The organism is Pseudolabrys sp. Root1462, from assembly GCF_001426945.1.
Lineage (GTDB): Bacteria > Pseudomonadota > Alphaproteobacteria > Rhizobiales > Xanthobacteraceae > Pseudolabrys.
Window position 1 is genome coordinate 53,427 of the sequence record NZ_LMFS01000003.1, and the last position, 19,362, is coordinate 72,788.

A 19,362-nucleotide genomic window follows, 5' to 3' on the forward strand; every position below is an offset into this window, starting at 1 on the left:
CTCTGCCTGCCGCTGATTCAGTAGCAGACGCGCGTGCGTCCCCAGACCCAGCCGCCATAGGGACCAGCCACGCGAACACGGCGGAAGGTGCAATTGTCGCCGTATCGTTCGCCGTAACCGACGCGGTAAGCGCTGGTGCCGCCGTAATACTCGCCGCCGGAATATTGATACGGGCGATCGTAGTAGGATGCACCTCGGTAGGTCTCTCCGTAAGCTACGGTGCGATAGGGCGTTCCGTAATATGAGGTGCGGGCCGGCGGAGCGTAGTAGCCGTGGCGATAGCCCTCATCGACACGCACGTAGCTCACCTTACGAACGTACTTGACGACTTTCCGGTAGCAACAATTCGAGGAATACGAGACCACGCCGCGCGTGCCGTAGCCGCCGTCGTAATATTCGCCCGCGATCACACTGTGTGACGTCGCGAGAGAGGCAAAGCCGAAAGCCAGGAAAGCGAAGATCAATAGGGGAATCGGACGCATGATTAGTCCTCCCAAACGCAGAACAGCCGGCCGGATAGGCCGCTTGTTTATAATTTTAGCAGAATATTAACCATTATGGCGAACGCGTTATGCGGCCGCCAAGTCATTGAAAACAAACAACTGTCAGGGGGCGGCGGTATCCGCCTGCTCAGGACGTGAGTTTCGAGCCGATCGCCAGACCGATGACGATGGCGCCCAAGAAGAGCACCATGAAGATACCGAACAGCCATTTGGCGATGGTGGCCGAGGCTTCCTCGACGCCGGTGAAGCCGAAAATGCCAGCGACGATGGCGATCAGCAGAAAAACAAAGGCCCATTTCAGCATGGCGACGACTCCGCTTGCTCGATCACGCAATAACGGAACAGAGCGAGCCGAGTTCCATCACGTCAGTCGAGCGCCGGCTTGAACGGCCGCGTGCCGCGGGTGCGCGGATCGCGGGCGGTCCAGCGACCGGCTTCGACGCGCGCGAGAAAGTCGCCAACCACAGCGTTGAACAGATCCGGCTCTTCGAGATTCACGACGTGGCCGGTCTTGGGCATCACGACCAGGCCCGAGGCCTGCAGTGCGTCCTTGAGGAACAGGCTCGGCTCGACACAGCGGTCGTCCTCATCGCCGACGACGATCAGCGCCGGCGTCGTAAGCTTCCGTATCGCATTCTCGAAATCGTAGAGCGACGGTCGCGCGCCTTGGAAGCCGCGTGAGGTATTGGCGGAGCCTTTGGCATCGTGCGCCGCCAGCCGCACCACGAACTCGGCATAACCGCGCGGATCCTTCACGTCGAACGTCACGCGCGCCGCGCTCTTGCCATAGCTCGCCGCCACCGCCGCCGAACCTTTCGCCTCGAACTCGTCGCCGAGCGCGCGAGAGAAGGCGTGAAAGTCCTTGGTGTACCAGCGCTCGGAGCCCGAGCCGGTACCAGCCAGCACCAGCGAGCGCACCCGGGACGGATGATTGAGCGCCACCTGCAACGAAGTGTAGCCGCCCATCGACAGGCCAATGAGATGCGCCTTGTCGATGCCGAGCTGATCCAACACGGCGACGCAGTCGCGCATGACGTGCTCATAGCTGAACTTTTCGGCGCCCTCAGGGACATCGGACGGCGTATAGCCGCGCGCCGAATAGGCAATGCAGCGGTGCCGCTTGCCGAATTCCCGCATCTGCGGCTCCCAGCCGCTGTGATCGGAAGCGAATTCGTGGACGAATACGATCGGCGTCCCCTGCCCGGTTTCCTCGTAATAAAGCTTGACGTTGTCGGGCGTGGTAACGAACGGCATTTCCTCATTCCTTTTCTTAATCAGGCAAGTTCAGAATAGATCGAGATATTCTTTCTGCTCCCACGGAGTCACGATCGTCTGATCGTGCGCACGCTCTGGCTCTTCCTTTTCGAAGCGCTCGCGCTCGGCGTCCTTGATATGGGCGTAGTAATCGATGAAAGCGGCGCCGAATATCGCCCGGAAGGTTTCATCGGCGCGCAGCGCAGTCACCGCTTCGCTCAGCGACTTAGGCAGCAATGCCGCAGCCGTCTCATAAGGCGTGTCGGCCGACGCGCCGGGATCGAGCTTCCGCGCGATGCCGTCAAGGCCGCAATAGATCTGCGATGCCATGTAGAGATAAGGATTGGCCGCCGGCTCGCCGACGCGGTTTTCAAGATGCGTCGATGATGCGCCCGGCTCGCCAAGGAGCCGCATCATCACGCCGCGATTATCGCGCGCCCAGATCGCGCGATCCGGCGCCAGCGAATAAGGCCGATAACGCTTGTAGCCGTTGACCGTCGGCGTGGTGAAGGCCGCGGCCGCGCGTGCATGCGCAAGAAGGCCGCCGAGATAATACTTCCCAAGCGTCGAAAGGCCATCGGGATCCACGAAGGCATTGCGCTTCGATCCGCGTTCGATCAGCGACTGGTGCAGATGCCAGCCGCTCGACATGACATTCGGCAGGCCAGGGCGGCACATGAAACTGGCCAGATAGCCATTGCGCCGTGCGATCTGTTTCACGGCCGCGCGGAACAGGATCATGGTGTCGGCGGCTTCAAGTCCAGTCTGCGGCCGGAACGTGAATTCAACCTGGCTGGGGCCAAGCTCCAACTCGACCGAGCGCAACGGCAAGCCGAGCGCCTCGACCCCTTTGCGCAGGATCTCGATGGCAGGATCGACCATGTCGAAGCGCGACTCGGTGAGATACTGGTAGCCTTGCGTCAGCAGGCTGACCTCAGGCGCCTGCGGCGGCCAGGTCGCCGCCTCCGCCGTCAGCTTCGGGTCGTCCAGGCGAAACAGATAGAACTCCACTTCAAGCCCGGCGAGGAAATCGTAGCCGGCCTTGCCCAGCATCGACAGCGCGTCGCGATAGATCGTCCGCGTCGAGAAAGGCACCGGCTTGCCGTTGGTGAAATAGATATCGCACAGCAGCCAGCCGGTCTTGTTCGCCCAAGGAAGGATGCGGAACGTCGTCGGATCGGCGATCATGGTGAAGTCGGCGCCGCCCTGCATTTCGGCCATGCCGAAGCCGCCGCCGGCTGTGAACACCGGAAACACGCTCTTGTGCGCGGTGTCCTTGGCGAGCAGCGTCGAGGTCATGTTGACGCCGTTGCGCAGCGCGCTCACGACTTCAGAGGCGAGAAGCGTCTTGCCGCGCAGCACGCCGTGCTGATCCGCGAAGGAGAAGCGCACGACCTCGAGCTTGTTCGCCTTGATTGCGCGGTCGACCTCAGCCGCGGCCCTCGCCTGCTCGGCGGACCACAGGCCGTGGCGGGAGACAAAGGAGTCTGAGGATTTAGTCGCCTTGCGAGGAGCCATTAAGCACCGTCATGCCCGGCCTTGTGCCGGGCATCCACGTCCTTTGACGTGGCAGGGATTGTAAGACGTGGATGGCCGGGACATAGGTGTTCTTTAGAACGCGTTCTTTGAACAGCTTTGCCCGGCTATGACGCGTGTCCGCCATGGCGCGAGCGACGATTACCCGGCCTTCCAGCTCATCGCCTGGCGGCGCTCGGCCTCCGAGCGCTGATAATAACCCTTCCAGTCATCGACCGGCCCGATGCCGTCGATCGCGAGGGGTCCAGTAATGCCCGCCGCCTTCGACTCATCGACCACCATGATCGGCCGCTCGCCCTTGCTGGATGCTTCCAGCGACTGCCGCAGCAGGCGGCGATAGGCAATGATCGCCTTGTCCGAGGTGCCGAGGTGCTCCTGCGTCCGGTCCTGGATCGCGCCCATCGACTCGCAGGCCCACTGATCGTGCACGTTGATGTCGGCGCCCATGCCGGTATAGGTCTCGCTTTCCTGCTCGTGCGGATCGAAACCGTAATCGTTGCTCTTGTTGCGGTTCGGGATGTAGTCCGGCAGCTGATACAGCTCGAGGCGCTGGTTGCGCATCGTGTCCTTGTCCACCGGCTTATCGAACGACGTGAAGATCGCGTACCAGTAGTGTTTGGTGTCGTCGATCGGCACATGCCATTGCGATATCGTCATCTCGCGGCTCATCGGAATCATGAATGCATTGGGAAACACCAGGTTGGTGACACGCACATGAGTGGAGGCGTCGCTGATCTGGCGCAGCGTGACGATGCGGAAGCCGTAATCGGTCTCATCGACCTCGATACGCGGCCGCGTCACCTCGCGCATGATCCGGGTCATCGGCATGTCCGCGTCCTTGGTGTTGTCGCGGAACATCTTGCCGTAGCCCTTGTTCGGGTCTTCGTCATGGAAGAACCGATGAAGAAACGAGGTGTGCACCGGATCGATGCCGACCTCGAGTGACTGCAGCCAGTTGCAATCGATCATGCCTTTGAACGCGAACGTGTGGCTGTCCGGCGCGACGAAGCAATCGAAATGCGGAAGGGCCGGCGGTTCGCCCTCCCCGAGATGGGCGAACAGGATGCCGCTTTTCTCGACGACCGGATAAGCCTTCTGCTTGATGTTGGCGCAGAGATTGCTGTCGTCAGGCTCGGCCGGCGTCTGCAGGCATTTGCCGTTTATGTCGAACAGCCAGCCGTGGAAGGCGCAGCGCAAGCCGCCGTCCTCGAGGCGGCCGAAGGCCAGATCGGTGCCGCGATGGGGGCAGTGGCGGCCGACCAGGCCGTAGCGGCCTTTGTCGTCCTTGAACATCACCAGGTCTTCGCCGAACAGCCGCACCGGCTTGATCGGCCGGTTGCCCTTGAGTTCGTCGACCAGCGCGGCCGGTTGCCAGTATTGCCGCATCAGGCGGCCGGCCGGCGTGCCCGGACCTGTGCGGGTGATGAGGTCGTTCTGCTCGGCGCTCAGCATGGCGAATTCCCCTGGTGCTCTTGTAGCCAGATCGGGGCTTCGTTACCGCGCAGCCCCGTCCGCTCGGCTTCGGCCCTATTCGAGCACAGGCGCGCCAAAATGCAAAAGGCCGGCACAACGGCCGGCCTTCCTCAAATCGGTGCTGGTTTGCTCAGCCGGCGTTGCGCGCGCTGAAGCCCTGATCGAGGCGGCGGCGCCAGGCGCTCTGGCGCAGGCCGTGAAAGCGGCTCGCCGCGGTCTTGGCCTCGGCGCGGCTTGCGGTTGCGTAGGTGCGATATTCGAGATCGTTGACGGCCGACACCAGCGGTTGCTTGCCGAACAGGCGCGCCAGCGGGCTGGCGCCGCCATTGACCTTGAGTTCGGAGATTGCGTTGGCGACGTTGCGGGCGGAGCCGAACGCAACGACACGACCGGTCATCGTGTGGCGCACTTCATAGACGCCAGGACCGATCGGCGCTTCAACGACGCCACCGCTGTGCGCATCGGGAAAGCGCTTCCAAGTGCTCCAAGTCTGTACCATAGCGAGAAATCCTTACGCGACACCGGACGGCGACCCACGCGAGAACTCGTCACCTAAGCATTGGTTCCCCTAGGTCAATACCGGGTGTTGATAAATATCACTTCCGATAAAATTTAACCGGCAGGAATACCGATGCCGTGTTGCCGGTCACAAAAACCGCGGCAGTCGATTTCGCCACCGGATAGCGCTAATGGCCGGGCAGCACAAGGATTTTCGGCTTCACCGGCATCGTCGCCTTGGACAGGACGACCGACGGCACAGCGAGCGTTTCGATATCCCATTCCTGCTTCATGCGTTCCAGAAAACGATTGAGCGAATACGTGTTGAAATAATGCATGGGAATGAGCAGCGGCGCCTTCAGCGCATGCAGCACCTCGACCATGCCGTCGAGATCGAGCGTGTAGCTGCCGTCGACCGGCACCATGACCACATCGACGCGGCCCATCTCATCGAGTTGCTGTTGCGTCAGCGTGCCGTGCAGATGGCCGAGATGCGCGACGCATAGGCTGGCGATTTCGAAGATGAAAATCGAGTTGCCGTGACGCTCGACGGTGCCGCTGAAAGTGCGGATGTTCGTGGGGACGTTGCGAACGCGAACATCCTTGTAAGTAAGATCGATGCGCGCCGGCTTCTCGTCGTCGGCCCAGCCGCGCAGCACATGCGCAATGCCCGCATCCGGATGCGACGTATAGTGGGTCGAGTGCGCGTGGTTCATCGTGACGATGTCGGGCGTCACCAGCGGCCTGACGTAGTCGTTGTAATCCGTGGCGATGCGCACGAGCTGCGGGCTCTCGAGCAGGAAGGTCGCGTGCCCCACGTAAGTGATACGCATCTGATCGGCGTTGAGCGCGGCAAGCCTCATCGAAGCCGGCTGGAACAGCGGCGAACGCGATGCGATCAGGCCCGGACAGCCCTCGCGCATTTCGGGCTTGCCCTCCGGCTTGGCGGGAGCAGCGCCTTGCGCGACCGCATCGCTGAGCGGAGCCAGCGCCAGGCCCGCGGCCAGCAGCGCCATCTTCAGAATCGAGCCGACCATTTCACACCACCCGTGCTCGTCCGGCGGTGTCAATCTGACATGGAATGGAAAGGCGGGCTACCGGCCTCACGCCAAAATGAAAGCGGCGCCGAACTGGCGCCGCTGACGAAGGCCCGTGACCGATCGCGCTATTCGAAGTAGCGCCGGTCGCGCATCGAGACGATGATACCCTTCGGCGTTTGCACGACCCAACGGCCATCGAGACGGCGGATCGATTCCACCGGACCAAGCCCAGGCAGCGGCGCGCCGGGCACGATCTGATAGACGTCGCCGAACTGGCCCTGCACGTAGACGTAGCCGTTCGAGGCGCCGCGGATCGACCAGTTCCGAATGATCGCGGGACGCACCGGCTGGACCGAAGCGGGAATGGCCGGCGGTACGACATTGGCCGTGGCGACGCGCAAGGGCGCCGGGCGCGGCGTCGGCACGTCGGCGACAGCGGTCGCTGGCGTGGCCGCGGGCGTCGTGGTCTGCGGCGCCGAGATCGAGCCGGTGACATCCGACTCTTTCTTCATCTGTTCGCTCTGCTCGTGCAGCTTCTTCTCAAGGCTCGCAGTCTGAATCTGCGCGCGCTTATTGGCCGCATCCAGATTGGCCTTCAGCGTCGTCACTTCCTTGGCGAGCTTGGCCACCGACTGCTGCATGGCCTTGTTTTCTTCCTGCGCCGCGATGTTGACCTGCGGCTTATCCGCGAGGCCGCCGGTCGCGTAGGCGCCGACAACGGCGCCGAGCGCGGCGCCGATGGCAACCGATGCGGCGAGCCGCATGGTGCGCCAGTGCCGGGGCTTCAGCGTCGAGCGACGCTGCGGCTTGTCGTCGCCATTGAGCGGCTCGAACGGCGCCTCATCGGCGAAGTCCGATTTCGTCATAGGCACCAGCGCCCGCAGCGGCGCGCGCAAAGTCGCGCTGTTGGCGGCTTCGACTTCAGGCTCGGCCTTCGGCGCGGAGGTTTCTTCCTCGATCGCGACCGGTTCGGAGATCGCGGGCGAAACCGAAGGCGACTCGACGTCCGGCAGGTCGCGCTTGGCGCTGGTCGCCGAGCTCTCGGCCGTCACATCCGGCGGCGTCGGCGGCACTGCGCCGGGATTGTCACCCTTCGGATCGAATTTGGATTCGAATTTTGGGTCGAATTCGTCGCGGTCGGCCATGGCCATGCTCCGGCAGGTGTTCACCGATTGGTAACCACGTTCGGGTTACCAATTGGTTACCGGAGCTGGATGGCTCGGCCAGCGGCCTACAAAGCGAGGCCGCGTTCCGCCGCCAGCGCCTTCAGCGAGACCGCCGGGCGGGCGCCGATGTGCTGGATGACTTCGGCCGCGGCGAGACCGCCGAGCCGGGCCGCGGTGCGGTGATCCTTGCCGCGGGCGAGGCCGACGAGGAAACCGGCCGCGAACAGATCGCCAGCACCGGTCGCGTCCGCCACCTGCTGAACCGGCGCCGCCGGCACTGCTTCGATCCGGTCCGGCGTGACGACGACGCAGCCCTTTTCGCTGCGGGTCACGACGGCGAGCTTGGCTTCCTTCTGCAGCGCCATGCTGGCGACGGCGAAATCGGAGGTCTCATAGAGACTGTGCAGTTCGTGTTCATTGGCAAACACGATATCGACGGTGCCCTTGCGGATGAGGTCGAAGAATTCGCCGCGATAGCGATCGACGCAGAACGAATCCGACAGCGTGAGCGCGACGCGGCGGCCGTTCTTGTGGGCGATATCGGCGGCCTTGACGAAAGCTTCCTTGGCCTGCGGCGGGTCCCACAGATAGCCTTCGAGATAGACCACTTCCGCCGCGGCGACCTGCGCCTCATCGATGTCGCTTGGGCGCAGATCCTGCGCCGCGCCGAGATAGGTGTTCATGGTGCGCTCGCCGTCGGGCGTGACCATGATGTAGCAGCGCGCGGTCGAAGCACCGTCGTTCGCCGGCTTGGTATCGAAAGCGACGCGCAGCGAACGGATATCGTGCGCGAAGGCCTTGCCGAGAACGTCGTCCTTGACCTTGCCGACAAAGGCGGCGCGGGCCCCGAAACTCGCCACGCCGGCGATCGTGTTGGCGGCCGAGCCGCCCGAGGATTCGGTCGCCGGCCCCATGGCGTCGTAGATCGCCTGGGCGCGCGCCTCGTCAATCAACGTCATGGCCCCTTTCTGCATGCCCTGCGCGACCAGAAAGTCGTCGTCGGCGCGAGCAATGACGTCGACGATGGCGTTGCCAATGCCGAGCACGTCGTAGCGGGAAGCGGTCATGCGATACCTCGTTAAATTAAAGCGGGCGCACTATAGCGGCGCACGGCGGCGAGGCAATGCGCGACCACCGGTGGGCAGCCAGCGCGCCTCCTGACCTTATGCTTATCCGAGGGACGGAAAGTGCCAGCATCAGTGCGGCGGCGGGAGCCGATTCAGCACTTCCAGACTCCACCAGAGAAAGTAGCCGCCGATCAGGATGCCGAGGCCGACTTTCACCAGCTGGATGATCAGTTCGTCTTTGGTCATTTGAAGCCCTACCGCGTCGCTCGTGCGTCACCTATAGCGGCATGCGCCGCCCCGGAAAACCCGGGCGGGGTTGCGCGCCAAACGCCATTATGCGATGTCGCCCGCCACAATCCGCCCGGAGTGAGCTTCATGTCGTTCAAGGAACTGGTGTTTTCCGGCGTCCAGCCGACCGGCAATCTGCACCTCGGCAACTACCTGGGCGCGATCACGAAATTCGTGGCGCTGCAGGAAACCCACGACTGCATCTACTGCGTCGTCGACATGCACGCGATCACGGTCTGGCAGGACCCCGCGGAGCTCACCCGCAACACCCGCGAAGTCACCGCGGCCTTCATCGCCGCCGGCATCGATCCCAAGAAGCACATCGTCTTCAACCAGAGCCAGGTGACGGCGCATGCCGAACTCGCCTGGATCTTCAATTGCGTCGCCCGCATCGGCTGGCTCAACCGTATGACGCAATTCAAGGAGAAGGCCGGCAAGGATCGCGAAAACGCGTCGGTCGGTCTCTATGTTTATCCGAGCCTGATGGCCGCCGACATTCTGGCCTATCGCGCCACGCACGTGCCGGTCGGCGAAGACCAGAAGCAGCATCTCGAACTCGCGCGCGACATCGCGCAGAAATTCAACAACGACTATGGCGACTCGATCCGCGCGCACGGTTTCGGCGACATGTTCTTCCCGCTGCCGGAGCCGATCATCCAGGGCCCGGCCACACGCGTGATGAGTCTGCGCGACGGTTCGAAGAAAATGTCCAAGTCGGAGCCATCCGATTACTCGCGCATCAACCTGACCGACGATGCCGATGCCATCGCGCAAAAGATTCGCAAGGCCAAGACCGATCCAGAACCGCTGCCCAGCGAACTGAAGGGCCTCGAACCGCGCCCGGAAGCCGACAATCTGGTCGGCATCTTCGCAGCGCTCGACAACAAGACCAAGGCCGACGTGCTGCGCGATTTCGGCGGCGCACAGTTCTCCGGCTTCAAGTCGGCGCTGGTCGATCTCGCCGTCGCCAAGCTCGGTCCGATCGGCGCCGAGATGAAAAAGTTGGTGCAGGATTCGGCTTATATCGACGCCGTGCTTGCGGACGGGGCGCAGCGGGCGGCGGCGATCGCCGACCCGAACATGAAAGCCGTGAAAGACATCGTCGGCTTCGTGCGGCGGAGATAACGCTAAACGCGCGAATCAGGACGGGCGCTGCGCAAAATGCAGGCAAAGCGCGAGGCAGGCGAGGCTTGTCGGCGCCCGCCATGGCATGCCACCATTGGCTGCTTGTGCATCCTTATGTCTGCCGACAATTCACCTGCCGACATCCCGGCCAACGCGTGAGGAGCCCCGATGCCGAAGAAGCGCCGCAGCAACGAGGCCGGTCACAAACGCAAGTATCTTGTCGTCATCGACGATTCCGAAGAGTGCGATCGCGCCGTGTTCTGGGCAGCGACGCGCGCAGCGCGCACCAAGTCGCACATCGTTATGCTGCGCGTCATCGATACCAGCGAGCGCAGCCAGCAATGGCTCGGCGTCGCCGACATCATGAAGGCCGAGGCGATGGAGGCGGCTAATGCCGCACTCGACAAATACGCTGCGCGCGCCAAGAAGATCACGCATCAGGCACCCGACCGCGTTATCCGCGAAGGCGCGATTGCCGATGAAATCCTCAAGCTGATCGAAGAGGACGATGACATCGGCATTCTGGTGCTCGCCGCCGCTACCGGCAAGGAAGGGCCGGGCCCGTTGATTTCCAATCTGCCGAAAACTGCCGGCACATTCCCCATTCCGGTCGCCATCGTGCCGGGCACGCTGAATGACGAGGAACTGGAGGCGATGGCATAAGCCATCGATCGCGCCCGTGTCGCGCGCCGTCCGCCTGCTCGATCTGGTCCAGCTGCTTCGCCGCCGCCGTCAACCCGTGCGCGGCCAGGAACTGGCGCGCGAACTTTCGATCAGCCTGCGCACGCTCTATCGCGACATCGCCAGCCTGCAGGCGCAAGGCGCGCCTATCGATGGCGAACCCGGACTCGGCTACGTGCTGCGGCCCGGCTTCACGCTACCGCCGCTGATGTTCACCGAGGACGAGGTCGAGGCCTTGATGCTCGGCTCGCACTGGGTGGCCGAGATCGGCGATCCGCGCCTCGCGCAGGCGGCGATGGACGTCATGGCCAAGGTCGCCGCCGTGTTGCCACCCGATCGCCGCGCGCAGTTCGACTGTCCAAGCCTATTAATCGTGGCGCGCCGCAACAATCTCACTGCGATGGCGCCTATCCGCGATGCGATCCGTCGTGAGCGCAAGCTGGAGATCGATTATCGCGACGCCGGCAGCGCCGCCACGCACCGCACGATCTGGCCCTTCGCCGTAGGTTTCTTTGAAGAAGCGCGCATTGTCGTCGCCTGGTGCGAATTGCGTCAGGACTATCGCCATTTTCGCATCGACCGCATTGGCAATCTGCTCGAGACCGACGCGCGCTATCCGAAGCGCCGCGCCGTCATGCTGAAGGACTGGCAGAAGCTGATGGGCATTGGCCCGCGGTAGCCCGGTCGGAATGACGCCACTGCTCCTGACAAAAACTGACAGCGAGCAGTCGTAGGTTGTCCCCATTCAGAGGAGAACCAACATGCTGCCTTTCGGACTCGTCGTGCTCTACGTCAGTGACATCGCCGCCAGCACGCATTTCTATCGCGGACTGCTCGGCACCGAGCCGGTCGAATCGTCGGCCAATTTCACCATGTTCCCGATGCCGCCGGTCATGCTCGGCCTGTGGAAGCGGGACGAGGTCAAACCGGCTCCGGCCGGCGCGCCGGGCGCCCTGGAACTTGATTTCACCATGGACAGTACCAAGGCCGTGCTCGACTACCATAGCGAATGGGTCAAACGCGGCCTCAAGATCGCTCAAGAGCCGGTGGAAATGGATTTCGGCCATACCTTCGTGGCGCTCGACCCGGACGGCCACCGCCTGCGCGTGCTAGCGCCCAACGCCTCTTGACCGGCGCTAGCGGTCCGGTTGACCCGTTCCGCCAAAACTCCCATGTAAGAGGGGTCCGCCGGGCCTTGAACCCGGGCGGGATGGGAGATTTGAGCCATGTTCATCCAGACCGAAGCGACGCCGAATCCAGCGACGCTAAAATTCCTGCCGGGCAAGCCGGTGCTAGAGGCCGGCACGCTCGACATGCCGAGCCGTGAAGCCGCGGCGCAGTCGCCGCTCGCCGAAAAGCTGTTCGACATTCCGAATGTCGGCGGCGTCTTCTTCGGCGCCGATTTCATCTCGGTGACCAAGAGCGATGGCGACTGGCAGCAGATGAAGCCGGCGATCCTCGGCGCCATTATGGAACACTACATGTCCGGCGCGCCAATCGTGAACAACGGCAGCGATGCAAGCGCAGGTGACGACGAATTCTTCGACGCCGCCGACACCGAGACTGTCGCGACGATCAAGGACCTGATCGAGACCCGCGTCCGCCCGGCGGTGGCCGGCGACGGCGGCGACATTACCTTCCGCGGCTTCAAGGAAGGCGTCGTCTTCCTGCAGATGAAGGGCGCGTGTTCGGGTTGCCCATCTTCCACGGCGACGCTGCAGCACGGCATTCAGAACCTGCTCAGGCACTTCGTACCCGAAGTCACGGAAGTCCGGCCGGTCTAGGTTCACCGGCGGGTACAAAGCCAACTTTCGTCATGGCCGGGCATAGCCCGTCAAAAACGGGCGTCACCGCCCTCTTGTCCCGGCCGTCAACGTCTTTATGGGTTATCATAAGGCAAGACGTGGATGCCCGGCACATGGCCGGGCATGGCGCTGCTGGTTCTCGTTGTCCGGGCAAAGCTACCCATGCGCCTTCTCGCCATCGATACCGCGCTTGAAGCGTGCTCCGTTGCCCTGCTCGACGGCGACACTGTTGCCGCGCAGGAAACGCAGGCCATGGCACGAGGCCATGCCGAGGCGCTGATGCCGATGCTGGCGCGCCTGCAAGAGAATGCCGCGTTTTACTTCGCCGTCATCGATCGCATTGCTGTCACCGTCGGGCCCGGCAGTTTCACCGGGCTGCGCGTCGGCATATCGGCGGCGCGCGGCATCGCCCTCGCTACGGCCAAGCCTGTCGTCGGCATCACCACGCTTGAAGCGCTAGCCGCGCCGCTGATTGCCGGCGACGCGTCATCGCCGGTCGTGTCGGTCATCGACGCCCGTCACAATCATGTCTACCTGCAGGCCTTCGGCACCGACGGCGATGATCTGGTCAGTCCGCGCGTCGTGTCCCTCGCCGAGGCGATCGAATTGGTTATGCCGCTGCGGCCCCGCCTCGTGGGCAATGGCGCGGCGATGCTCGCGGCGGCCTGGCCGCCCGGCGAGGCGCCGCCAGCCGGTATCGACCAGCAAGCCGCGCCGATGATCGAATGGGTCGGCCGTCTGGGCCAGCTTGCCGATATCGCCGCGGCACCGCCGAAGCCGTTCTATCTGCGCGCGCCGGACGCGCAGCCGCCGACTCCCGCGCTCGCGGCGCAAGCGGCACGGCCATGATCGGGCTGCTGCGCCGGTTGATCGGGGGCGGCGCGCCGCAGATCAGGGCGGCGCATCCGCGCGAAGCCGCTGCCATCGCCAAGCTTCACGGCCGCTCGTTCCACCGCGGCTGGAGCGACGAGGAAGTGGAGAGCCTGCTGGTCGACCGCTCCGTGCTGGCCCATAGCCTGCGCTTCGGCGGCGTCTTCACCGGCTTTGTCCTGTCGCGCTGTGCCGCCGACGAGGCGGAAATCCTGTCGATTGTGGTGGACCGCCGCTACCAGGGCCGCGGCTTTGCCCGGCAACTGCTGAACCTGCATCTCGGGCGGCTGGCCGCGCTCGGCATCAAAGCCCTATTTCTCGAAGTTGACGAGAACAATGCGCCCGCTATCAGGCTTTACCGCGCCGCCGGTTTTCGCGAGGTGGCCCGGCGGCCGAATTATTACCCGCTGCCCGGCGGGCGGACCGCCGCCGCCTTGGTTTTGCGGCGTGATATCGCGTAAACTGCGACGGCAATGACGACAAACAGCAAGCCCAAGATCACTCCGGCGGCCGACAAGGCAACGCCGCGCCCCAACATCGAGGCGCTCTGCGCGGCCAAAGGCATGCGCATGACCGAGCAGCGCCGCGTCATCGCGCGCGTATTGGCGGAGGCCGACGACCATCCCGATGTCGAGGAACTGTATCGGCGCTGCGCTAGGGTCGACGACCGCATTTCGATTTCCACCGTCTATCGCACGGTGAAGCTGTTCGAGGATTCCGGCATCATCGAGCGCCACGATTTCCGCGAAGGTCGCGCCCGTTACGAGACAAGCTCGGACTCGCACCACGATCACCTCATCAATTTGCGCACCGGCGAGGTCATCGAATTCCAGTCCGAGGAAATCGAACGGTTGCAGGCCGAAGTCGCGCGCAAGCTCGGCTACAGGCTGATCGACCACCGGCTCGAGCTCTATGCAGTGCCGCTGAAGGACGACAAGAACTCCTGATGCTGTACTCGTTCTTTATCGCGGTGTTCTTCTTCACGATGACGCCGCTGATCATCGCCATCCAGTGGATCATCGGCAAACTGGGCCTGCCCGGTTGGGGCACCGTCGCCTCCGGCTATTACGCCGTGCTGTGCAAACTGCTGCGCTTCAGAATTCGTATCGTCGGCGAGCCGGTGCGCGACCGCGCCGTCCTGTTCGTGTCCAACCATGTGTCATGGGCGGATATCCTGGTGATCGGCTCGATCGCCCCGATCGCTTTCGTGTCCAAGGCCGAAGTCGGCAACTGGCCTTTGGTCGGGCCGACCGCCCGCCTGCAGCGCACGGTGTTCGTCGATCGCTCGCGGCGTCAGCAGACCGGCGATGCCATCGCCGACATGGTGCAACGGCTGCAATCCGACGTCTCGGTCGTTCTGTTCGCCGAGGGCACATCGAGCGACGGCAACCGTGTGCTGCCGTTTCGTTCGGCGCTAATCGGTGTCGTGCGCGAGGCCGGCGCGCGCTCGGAGACCGGCATCGTCATCCAGCCGATGTCGATCTGCTATACCGCGATCCACGGCATTCCGATGGGCCGGCAGCACCGGCCGCTCATCGCCTGGTACGGCGACCTCGATTTCATGCCGCATTTCAAGGCGTTCCTGCGCCGCGGAGTCATCGACGTGATCGTCAGCTATGGCGAGCCGATCGCCGCCGACGCCACAACCGACCGCAAGCAGCTGGCACGCCGGCTTGAATCTGCGGTGCGCGGCCTCACCACGTCGACGCTGAGAGGCCGGCCGCGTCCGCTGCATGCCGGAAGCTGACGCCCGCACGCATCAGGACAGATCGATCCAGACGTCTCGACTGTAATCGAAGTAGCGCCGCACCCGCGCGCCGTCCCATTCGTATTGCAAATGGCGCTCCTGCACGGGCAGGCCGACTGTGTCCGGCCAGAACGCGGCGATACACTTTCCGCCAACGTGACGCACGCTCGGATAAACGAACCCGTCGCTGCCGGCGTCGTGGCGCTCGACCGCATAGGGCTGACTCTGTGCGTAGCTGAGAGGATCGAGCAGCCGGGCTTTGACGTCTTCAGGCAGCGCCGCGATGTCTTCGAATGTTCGATCGACCGACCCGACCAACACCCGCATGTCTTCGCGACGCGGCGGATCGCCGGCATCGGCGGCGAACTGGCTGAAGTGATAGACTGTTTCCGCGATCGCCGTGTCGAGCGCCTCGGCGGCGTAATAGACGCCGAACTTGCCGTTCGAGAAGCGCGAGCCGCGCCGGTTGATGTGGGTGAACGCCGCCATCACCCATGACGCATTGGTGCCGGCCACACGCCGCTCCGGCGGCACCAGGCTGATTTCGCCGACTTCATCGCGCAGGCGCGGGTTGGTCAGTTGCTCGAGCTCGATAAGCGCGTCCCAGACGCGTGGATCGTCCGATACGCGTTCGAACAGATCGATTGGCGGGTAGCGCGACGCGATGATCCGCCACGCCTGAGGCCAGACGACGTGGCGGGTCGGATGATCGAGACTACTGCGGTCGTCAGGACCAGGGCGATCTTGCGGCATCGATGTACTCTCTGACAGCCGCAAGGTCGGTGACGTCGCCGGCCGCCATCCGCGTCAGCGGCGCTTGACCTCCGAAGGCGCGGTTGGGCCGGCTGATCCAGGAGTCGGCGTGTTGCGGGTTGGAATAAACAATTTGAAGCGCCTTCCAGATGCCGGCGACATAACCGATGCGGCGCAGCGTGTCGTTGGACAGGCGGGCAACGCGGCCACGCTTCCAGTCGAAGAAGGTGCGCTCCGGCGGCGAGCCGAGAATGGCCCGCGCTGTGGCATTATCGACCGCCCAGCGCTCCATGATGCCGAAGAAGCCCTGCATCGCGAGGCTTTGCTTCTCATTGCTCGGTCGAATCTCCGGGACGGCCGGTTTTTGCATATTTGCAGTCATATACATGTTTACTGCGGTTTTGCATAAAATAACGCCGAAGGCTCGATTTTTCAAGCCCTTAGGCATTCTCAGATTCGGCTCGCCTTGCACCGGCAAGCCGTCTAAACAAACCTCGTCCGGCCATAACGCCGGTCAGGCTTGAAATCCAAATGATTTCAAATATTTGATCGCGAGCGACAAAATCCGACTTGAACCGGCTAGAGTGCCGGCTGCTCGCGAAGACACCGGCATGAACAGACTGCGCAAGGTCCACGTCAAATCGTTCGGCTGCCAGATGAACGTCTACGATTCCCATCGTATGGCGGACACGCTGGCGCCCGAAGGTTACGTCGAGACGCAGCTTCCGGCCGAGGCCGACCTCATCATCCTCAACACCTGCCACATCCGCGAGAAGGCGGTCGACAAGGTGTATTCCGAAATCGGCCGCATGCGTGAACTCAAGGACGCGGCCGAGATCGAAGGACGCCGCATGCTGATCGCGGTCGCCGGTTGCGTGGCGCAGGCCGAGGGCGAAGAGATCATCCGCCGCACCGACTCGGTCGATGTCGTGGTCGGCTCACAGAACTATCACAAGCTGCCCGGTCTGATCGCCCGCGCGCTCGACGGCGAAAAGATCGTCGACACCGAATTCCCGCTCGAGGACAAGTTCGACGCACTGGCGCAGCCATCGCGCGAAGCGATCGCCAAGCGCGGCATTTCGGCATTTGTCACGGTGCAGGAAGGCTGTGACAAATTCTGCACCTTTTGCGTCGTGCCTTACACGCGCGGCGCTGAAATATCGCGGCCTTCCCCGAAGATCATCGCCGATGTCGAGCGTCTTGCCGCCAATGGCGTGCGCGAAATCTCTCTGATCGGACAGAATGTCAATGCCTATCACGGCGCCGACGAGAACGGCCGCAGCGTCACGCTCGGCGCGCTGATGCGCCGCATCGCCAACGTGCCGGGCATCGCCCGGCTGCGCTACATGACAAGCCATCCGCGCGACATGCTGTCGTCCGTGTGCGACAACCTGATTGCCGCGCATGGCGACCTGCCCGCGCTGATGCCTTACGTGCACCTTCCCGTGCAGGCGGGCTCCGACCGCATTCTCGCGGCGATGAACCGCAAGCACACGCGCCGCGAATACATGACGGCAATCGATCGCCTGCGCGCCGCGCGGCCGGATATCGCCTTCACCTCGGATTTCATCGTCGGCTTCCCGGGCGAAACGGAAGGAGACTTCCGCGAGACTTTGGCGCTCGCCGAAGACGTGAATTTCGCCACCGCCTACACCTTCATGTACTCGGCCCGCCCCGGCACACCCGCGGCAGCGCTCGAGGACCAGGTGCCTGAGGCTGAGAAATACGAGCGACTGCAGCGTCTGCAGGAGCTGATTACCCGGCAGTGGCGGGCCTTTAACGCCTCATTTGTCGGCAAAACCATGGAAATTCTGGTCGAAAAGCCCGGCAAACTCACTGGGCAACTGGTCGGCCGCTCCCCATATCTGCAGTCTGTTCACGTGATGGCGAAGCCGGAGCTGATCGGAACGATCGTGCCGGTGGCCATCACGGACGTGGGCAGCAACACTCTGTTCGGCGAGCTGGCGGAAACCGCCCCCGCACCCGAACTGGTTTCATCAGGGGCTTGAGAGCAACCTTGCGACCATCGGATCCCGTGATCCCACCGGCCGCCGTTTCCGACGAAACGGCTACCACTCAGATCGTGCTCGCCTTCGAGGACAACAAACTCGCCTCGGTGCTGTTCGGCCAATACGGCCAGAACTTGGCGCTGGTCGAGCGCAAGCTCGGCGTCAAAGCCGAGTCGCGCGGCAACCACGTCACGCTTGAAGGTTCGCGCGGCGGCGTCGAGCAGGCGCGCCGCGTCCTGGAAAGCCTTTACGAGCAGCTCAAGCGTGGCCGTGACCTGACAAGCGGCGACGTCGACGGCGCGATCCGTCAGGCGATCGCGCAAGGTTCGCTGTTCGATTTCGATCCCGGCCAGCAGCGCGCCGCCTTCGAGGAAATCAACCTGCGCAAACGTCCGGTGCGCGCGCGCACGGCGGCGCAGGATGCCTATATGCGCGCGCTCAAGCGTAACTCGCTGGTGTTCGGCACCGGTCCCGCCGGCACCGGCAAAACCTGGCTCGCCGTCGCGCAGGCGATTCAGATGTTCGAGCGCAAGGAAGTCGACCGCATCATTCTGTCGCGGCCCGCCGTCGAAGCCGGCGAGCGCCTCGGCTTCCTGCCGGGCGACATGCGCGAGAAGGTCGATCCCTATCTGCGCCCAATCTATGACGCGCTGCATGACCTGATGGACGTGCGCATCGTCGAGCGCGCCCTGGAGCAAGGCGACATCGAAATCGCGCCGCTCGCCTTCATGCGCGGCCGGACCCTCGCCAACGCCGCCGTCATCCTCGACGAAGCGCAGAATACCACGTCGATGCAGATGAAAATGTTTCTGACGCGCCTCGGCGAGAACAGCCGCATGTTCGTCACCGGCGATCCGAGCCAGGTCGATCTGCCCAACGGGCAGGTATCCGGGCTGGCCGAAGCGGTTCGCCTGCTCAAGGACGTCGAAGGTGTCGGCATCGTCGAATTCGCCGCGGGCGATGTCATCCGCCACGAACTGGTACAGCGGATCGTCGAGGCCTACGATCGTGCCATTCCGGCACGCGGGCCGCGAAAATGAGCGTCGTCACCGCCGATATCGTGGTGGAATCCGAGTTGTGGCAGGCCGAGCCGCAGGCCGAAGCGACGATCAATACCGCCATCGCCGCCGCCGCCAATTTCGTGAACGGCCTGCCCTCAACACGGGGCGGCGAAGTCAGTATTCTGCTGTCCGATGATTCGGCGATCCGCGAGGTCAACCGGCAGTGGCGCGGCTTGGACAAACCGACCAACGTGCTGTCATTTCCGGCCGCCAACACGCCGGCGACGCAAGGCCATCTCGGTGACATCGTCATCGCCTACGAAACCCTGCGAAGGGAATGCGAAACTGAAGGACGCCAGTTCCTTCATCACCTCGCACATCTGACCGTGCACGGATTTCTGCATCTCATCGGCTACGATCACGAAACGGACGCGCAAGCGGACGAGATGGAGCGGCTCGAGAGCCGCATCATGATCGCCATGAACATGCCCGATCCCTGGCTGGACGTCCGGCCGGACGCCGCCGTTCAGCGTGAGCGCGCGTAAC

At 63.5% G+C, this 19,362-nt stretch carries 23 protein-coding genes; 12 read left to right on the forward strand and 11 right to left on the reverse strand.

The features are described from left to right. Positions 1–17 precede the first annotated feature (17 nt). The 9 genes from ASD45_RS16940 to ASD45_RS16975 form a co-directional block, all read right to left on the reverse strand. A complete protein-coding gene (locus ASD45_RS16940; protein ID WP_156380959.1) occupies positions 18–482 on the reverse strand; it encodes a hypothetical protein in 465 nt (154 codons plus the stop codon). Between the two features lie 148 nt (positions 483–630). After that, positions 631–807, reverse strand: a complete 177-nt coding sequence (locus tag ASD45_RS23140) for a DUF1328 domain-containing protein (RefSeq protein WP_082540992.1) — start codon at positions 805–807, stop codon at positions 631–633. A gap of 62 nt (positions 808–869) precedes the next feature. After that, positions 870–1,757, reverse strand: a complete 888-nt coding sequence (locus ASD45_RS16945) for an alpha/beta hydrolase (protein ID WP_056912885.1) — start codon at positions 1,755–1,757, stop codon at positions 870–872. A 30-nt stretch (positions 1,758–1,787) separates the two neighbouring features. Beyond that, positions 1,788–3,275 carry a glutamine synthetase family protein gene (locus ASD45_RS16950; RefSeq protein WP_056912886.1) on the reverse strand — a complete coding sequence of 496 codons (1,488 nt, stop codon included), beginning with the start codon at positions 3,273–3,275 and terminating at the stop codon, positions 1,788–1,790. A 159-nt stretch (positions 3,276–3,434) separates the two neighbouring features. Next, the gene (locus ASD45_RS16955; RefSeq protein WP_056912887.1) at positions 3,435–4,745 is read right to left on the reverse strand and encodes an aromatic ring-hydroxylating dioxygenase subunit alpha; all 1,311 of its coding nucleotides are present in this window, start codon (positions 4,743–4,745) and stop codon (positions 3,435–3,437) included. Positions 4,746–4,896: 151 nt separating this feature from the next. After that, positions 4,897–5,265: a hypothetical protein gene (locus ASD45_RS16960; protein WP_056912888.1), complete on the reverse strand. Its 369-nt coding sequence runs from the start codon at positions 5,263–5,265 to the stop codon at positions 4,897–4,899. Between the two features lie 187 nt (positions 5,266–5,452). Then, positions 5,453–6,301, reverse strand: a complete 849-nt coding sequence (locus tag ASD45_RS16965; RefSeq protein WP_056912889.1) for an MBL fold metallo-hydrolase — start codon at positions 6,299–6,301, stop codon at positions 5,453–5,455. Between the two features lie 128 nt (positions 6,302–6,429). Next, the gene (locus tag ASD45_RS16970; RefSeq protein WP_156380960.1) at positions 6,430–7,449 is read right to left on the reverse strand and encodes a hypothetical protein; all 1,020 of its coding nucleotides are present in this window, start codon (positions 7,447–7,449) and stop codon (positions 6,430–6,432) included. An 86-nt stretch (positions 7,450–7,535) separates the two neighbouring features. Then, positions 7,536–8,537, reverse strand: coding sequence for an adenosine kinase (locus ASD45_RS16975; protein ID WP_056912891.1), 1,002 nt, complete (start codon positions 8,535–8,537; stop codon positions 7,536–7,538). A 375-nt stretch (positions 8,538–8,912) separates the two neighbouring features. Here ASD45_RS16975 and trpS point away from each other — a divergent pair, with 375 nt between their 5' ends. From trpS to ASD45_RS17020, 9 genes are all read left to right on the forward strand, one after another. Further along, on the forward strand, positions 8,913–9,950 hold the full coding sequence (gene trpS, locus ASD45_RS16980) for a tryptophan--tRNA ligase (RefSeq protein ID WP_056913562.1): 1,038 nt from the start codon (positions 8,913–8,915) through the stop codon (positions 9,948–9,950). A 168-nt stretch (positions 9,951–10,118) separates the two neighbouring features. Then, positions 10,119–10,613 (forward strand): universal stress protein, encoded by a 495-nt coding sequence (locus ASD45_RS16985; protein ID WP_056912892.1) that lies wholly within the window; start codon positions 10,119–10,121, stop codon positions 10,611–10,613. 16 nt (positions 10,614–10,629) lie between these two features. Then, positions 10,630–11,310 carry a YafY family protein gene (locus ASD45_RS16990; protein WP_056912893.1) on the forward strand — a complete coding sequence of 227 codons (681 nt, stop codon included), beginning with the start codon at positions 10,630–10,632 and terminating at the stop codon, positions 11,308–11,310. Positions 11,311–11,392: 82 nt separating this feature from the next. Next, positions 11,393–11,761 carry a VOC family protein gene (locus ASD45_RS16995; protein ID WP_056912894.1) on the forward strand — a complete coding sequence of 123 codons (369 nt, stop codon included), beginning with the start codon at positions 11,393–11,395 and terminating at the stop codon, positions 11,759–11,761. A gap of 96 nt (positions 11,762–11,857) precedes the next feature. Then, positions 11,858–12,415 (forward strand): NifU family protein, encoded by a 558-nt coding sequence (locus ASD45_RS17000; protein ID WP_056912895.1) that lies wholly within the window; start codon positions 11,858–11,860, stop codon positions 12,413–12,415. Between the two features lie 183 nt (positions 12,416–12,598). Beyond that, the gene (tsaB, locus tag ASD45_RS17005) at positions 12,599–13,285 is read left to right on the forward strand and encodes a tRNA (adenosine(37)-N6)-threonylcarbamoyltransferase complex dimerization subunit type 1 TsaB (protein ID WP_056912896.1); all 687 of its coding nucleotides are present in this window, start codon (positions 12,599–12,601) and stop codon (positions 13,283–13,285) included. After that, positions 13,282–13,767: a GNAT family N-acetyltransferase gene (locus tag ASD45_RS17010; protein ID WP_056912897.1), complete on the forward strand. Its 486-nt coding sequence runs from the start codon at positions 13,282–13,284 to the stop codon at positions 13,765–13,767. Before tsaB ends, ASD45_RS17010 begins: the two co-directional genes overlap by 4 nt. Positions 13,768–13,869: 102 nt before the next feature. Then, entirely contained in the window at positions 13,870–14,253 is a 384-nt protein-coding gene (locus ASD45_RS17015) for a Fur family transcriptional regulator (RefSeq protein WP_244485557.1), read from the forward strand. Beyond that, positions 14,253–15,053, forward strand: coding sequence for a lysophospholipid acyltransferase family protein (locus tag ASD45_RS17020; protein ID WP_056912899.1), 801 nt, complete (start codon positions 14,253–14,255; stop codon positions 15,051–15,053). Before ASD45_RS17015 ends, ASD45_RS17020 begins: the two co-directional genes overlap by 1 nt. A 12-nt stretch (positions 15,054–15,065) precedes the next feature. Here the strand turns inward: ASD45_RS17020 and ASD45_RS17025 are convergent, their stop codons facing one another. Continuing rightward, positions 15,066–15,806 carry an RES family NAD+ phosphorylase gene (locus ASD45_RS17025; protein ID WP_056912900.1) on the reverse strand — a complete coding sequence of 247 codons (741 nt, stop codon included), beginning with the start codon at positions 15,804–15,806 and terminating at the stop codon, positions 15,066–15,068. Beyond that, positions 15,781–16,254 carry an MbcA/ParS/Xre antitoxin family protein gene (locus ASD45_RS17030; RefSeq protein WP_244485507.1) on the reverse strand — a complete coding sequence of 158 codons (474 nt, stop codon included), beginning with the start codon at positions 16,252–16,254 and terminating at the stop codon, positions 15,781–15,783. Before ASD45_RS17030 ends, ASD45_RS17025 begins: the two co-directional genes overlap by 26 nt. Before the next feature lie 172 nt (positions 16,255–16,426). Here ASD45_RS17030 and miaB point away from each other — a divergent pair, with 172 nt between their 5' ends. The 3 genes from miaB to ybeY are packed head-to-tail and all read left to right on the forward strand — an operon-like array spanning position 16,427 to position 19,361. Continuing rightward, positions 16,427–17,815, forward strand: a complete 1,389-nt coding sequence (miaB, locus tag ASD45_RS17035; RefSeq protein WP_200949750.1) for a tRNA (N6-isopentenyl adenosine(37)-C2)-methylthiotransferase MiaB — start codon at positions 16,427–16,429, stop codon at positions 17,813–17,815. Positions 17,816–17,823: 8 nt separating this feature from the next. Continuing rightward, positions 17,824–18,855 carry a PhoH family protein gene (locus ASD45_RS17040; protein ID WP_056912901.1) on the forward strand — a complete coding sequence of 344 codons (1,032 nt, stop codon included), beginning with the start codon at positions 17,824–17,826 and terminating at the stop codon, positions 18,853–18,855. After that, entirely contained in the window at positions 18,852–19,361 is a 510-nt protein-coding gene (ybeY, locus tag ASD45_RS17045; RefSeq protein ID WP_056912902.1) for an rRNA maturation RNase YbeY, read from the forward strand. Before ASD45_RS17040 ends, ybeY begins: the two co-directional genes overlap by 4 nt. Position 19,362 lies beyond the last annotated feature (1 nt).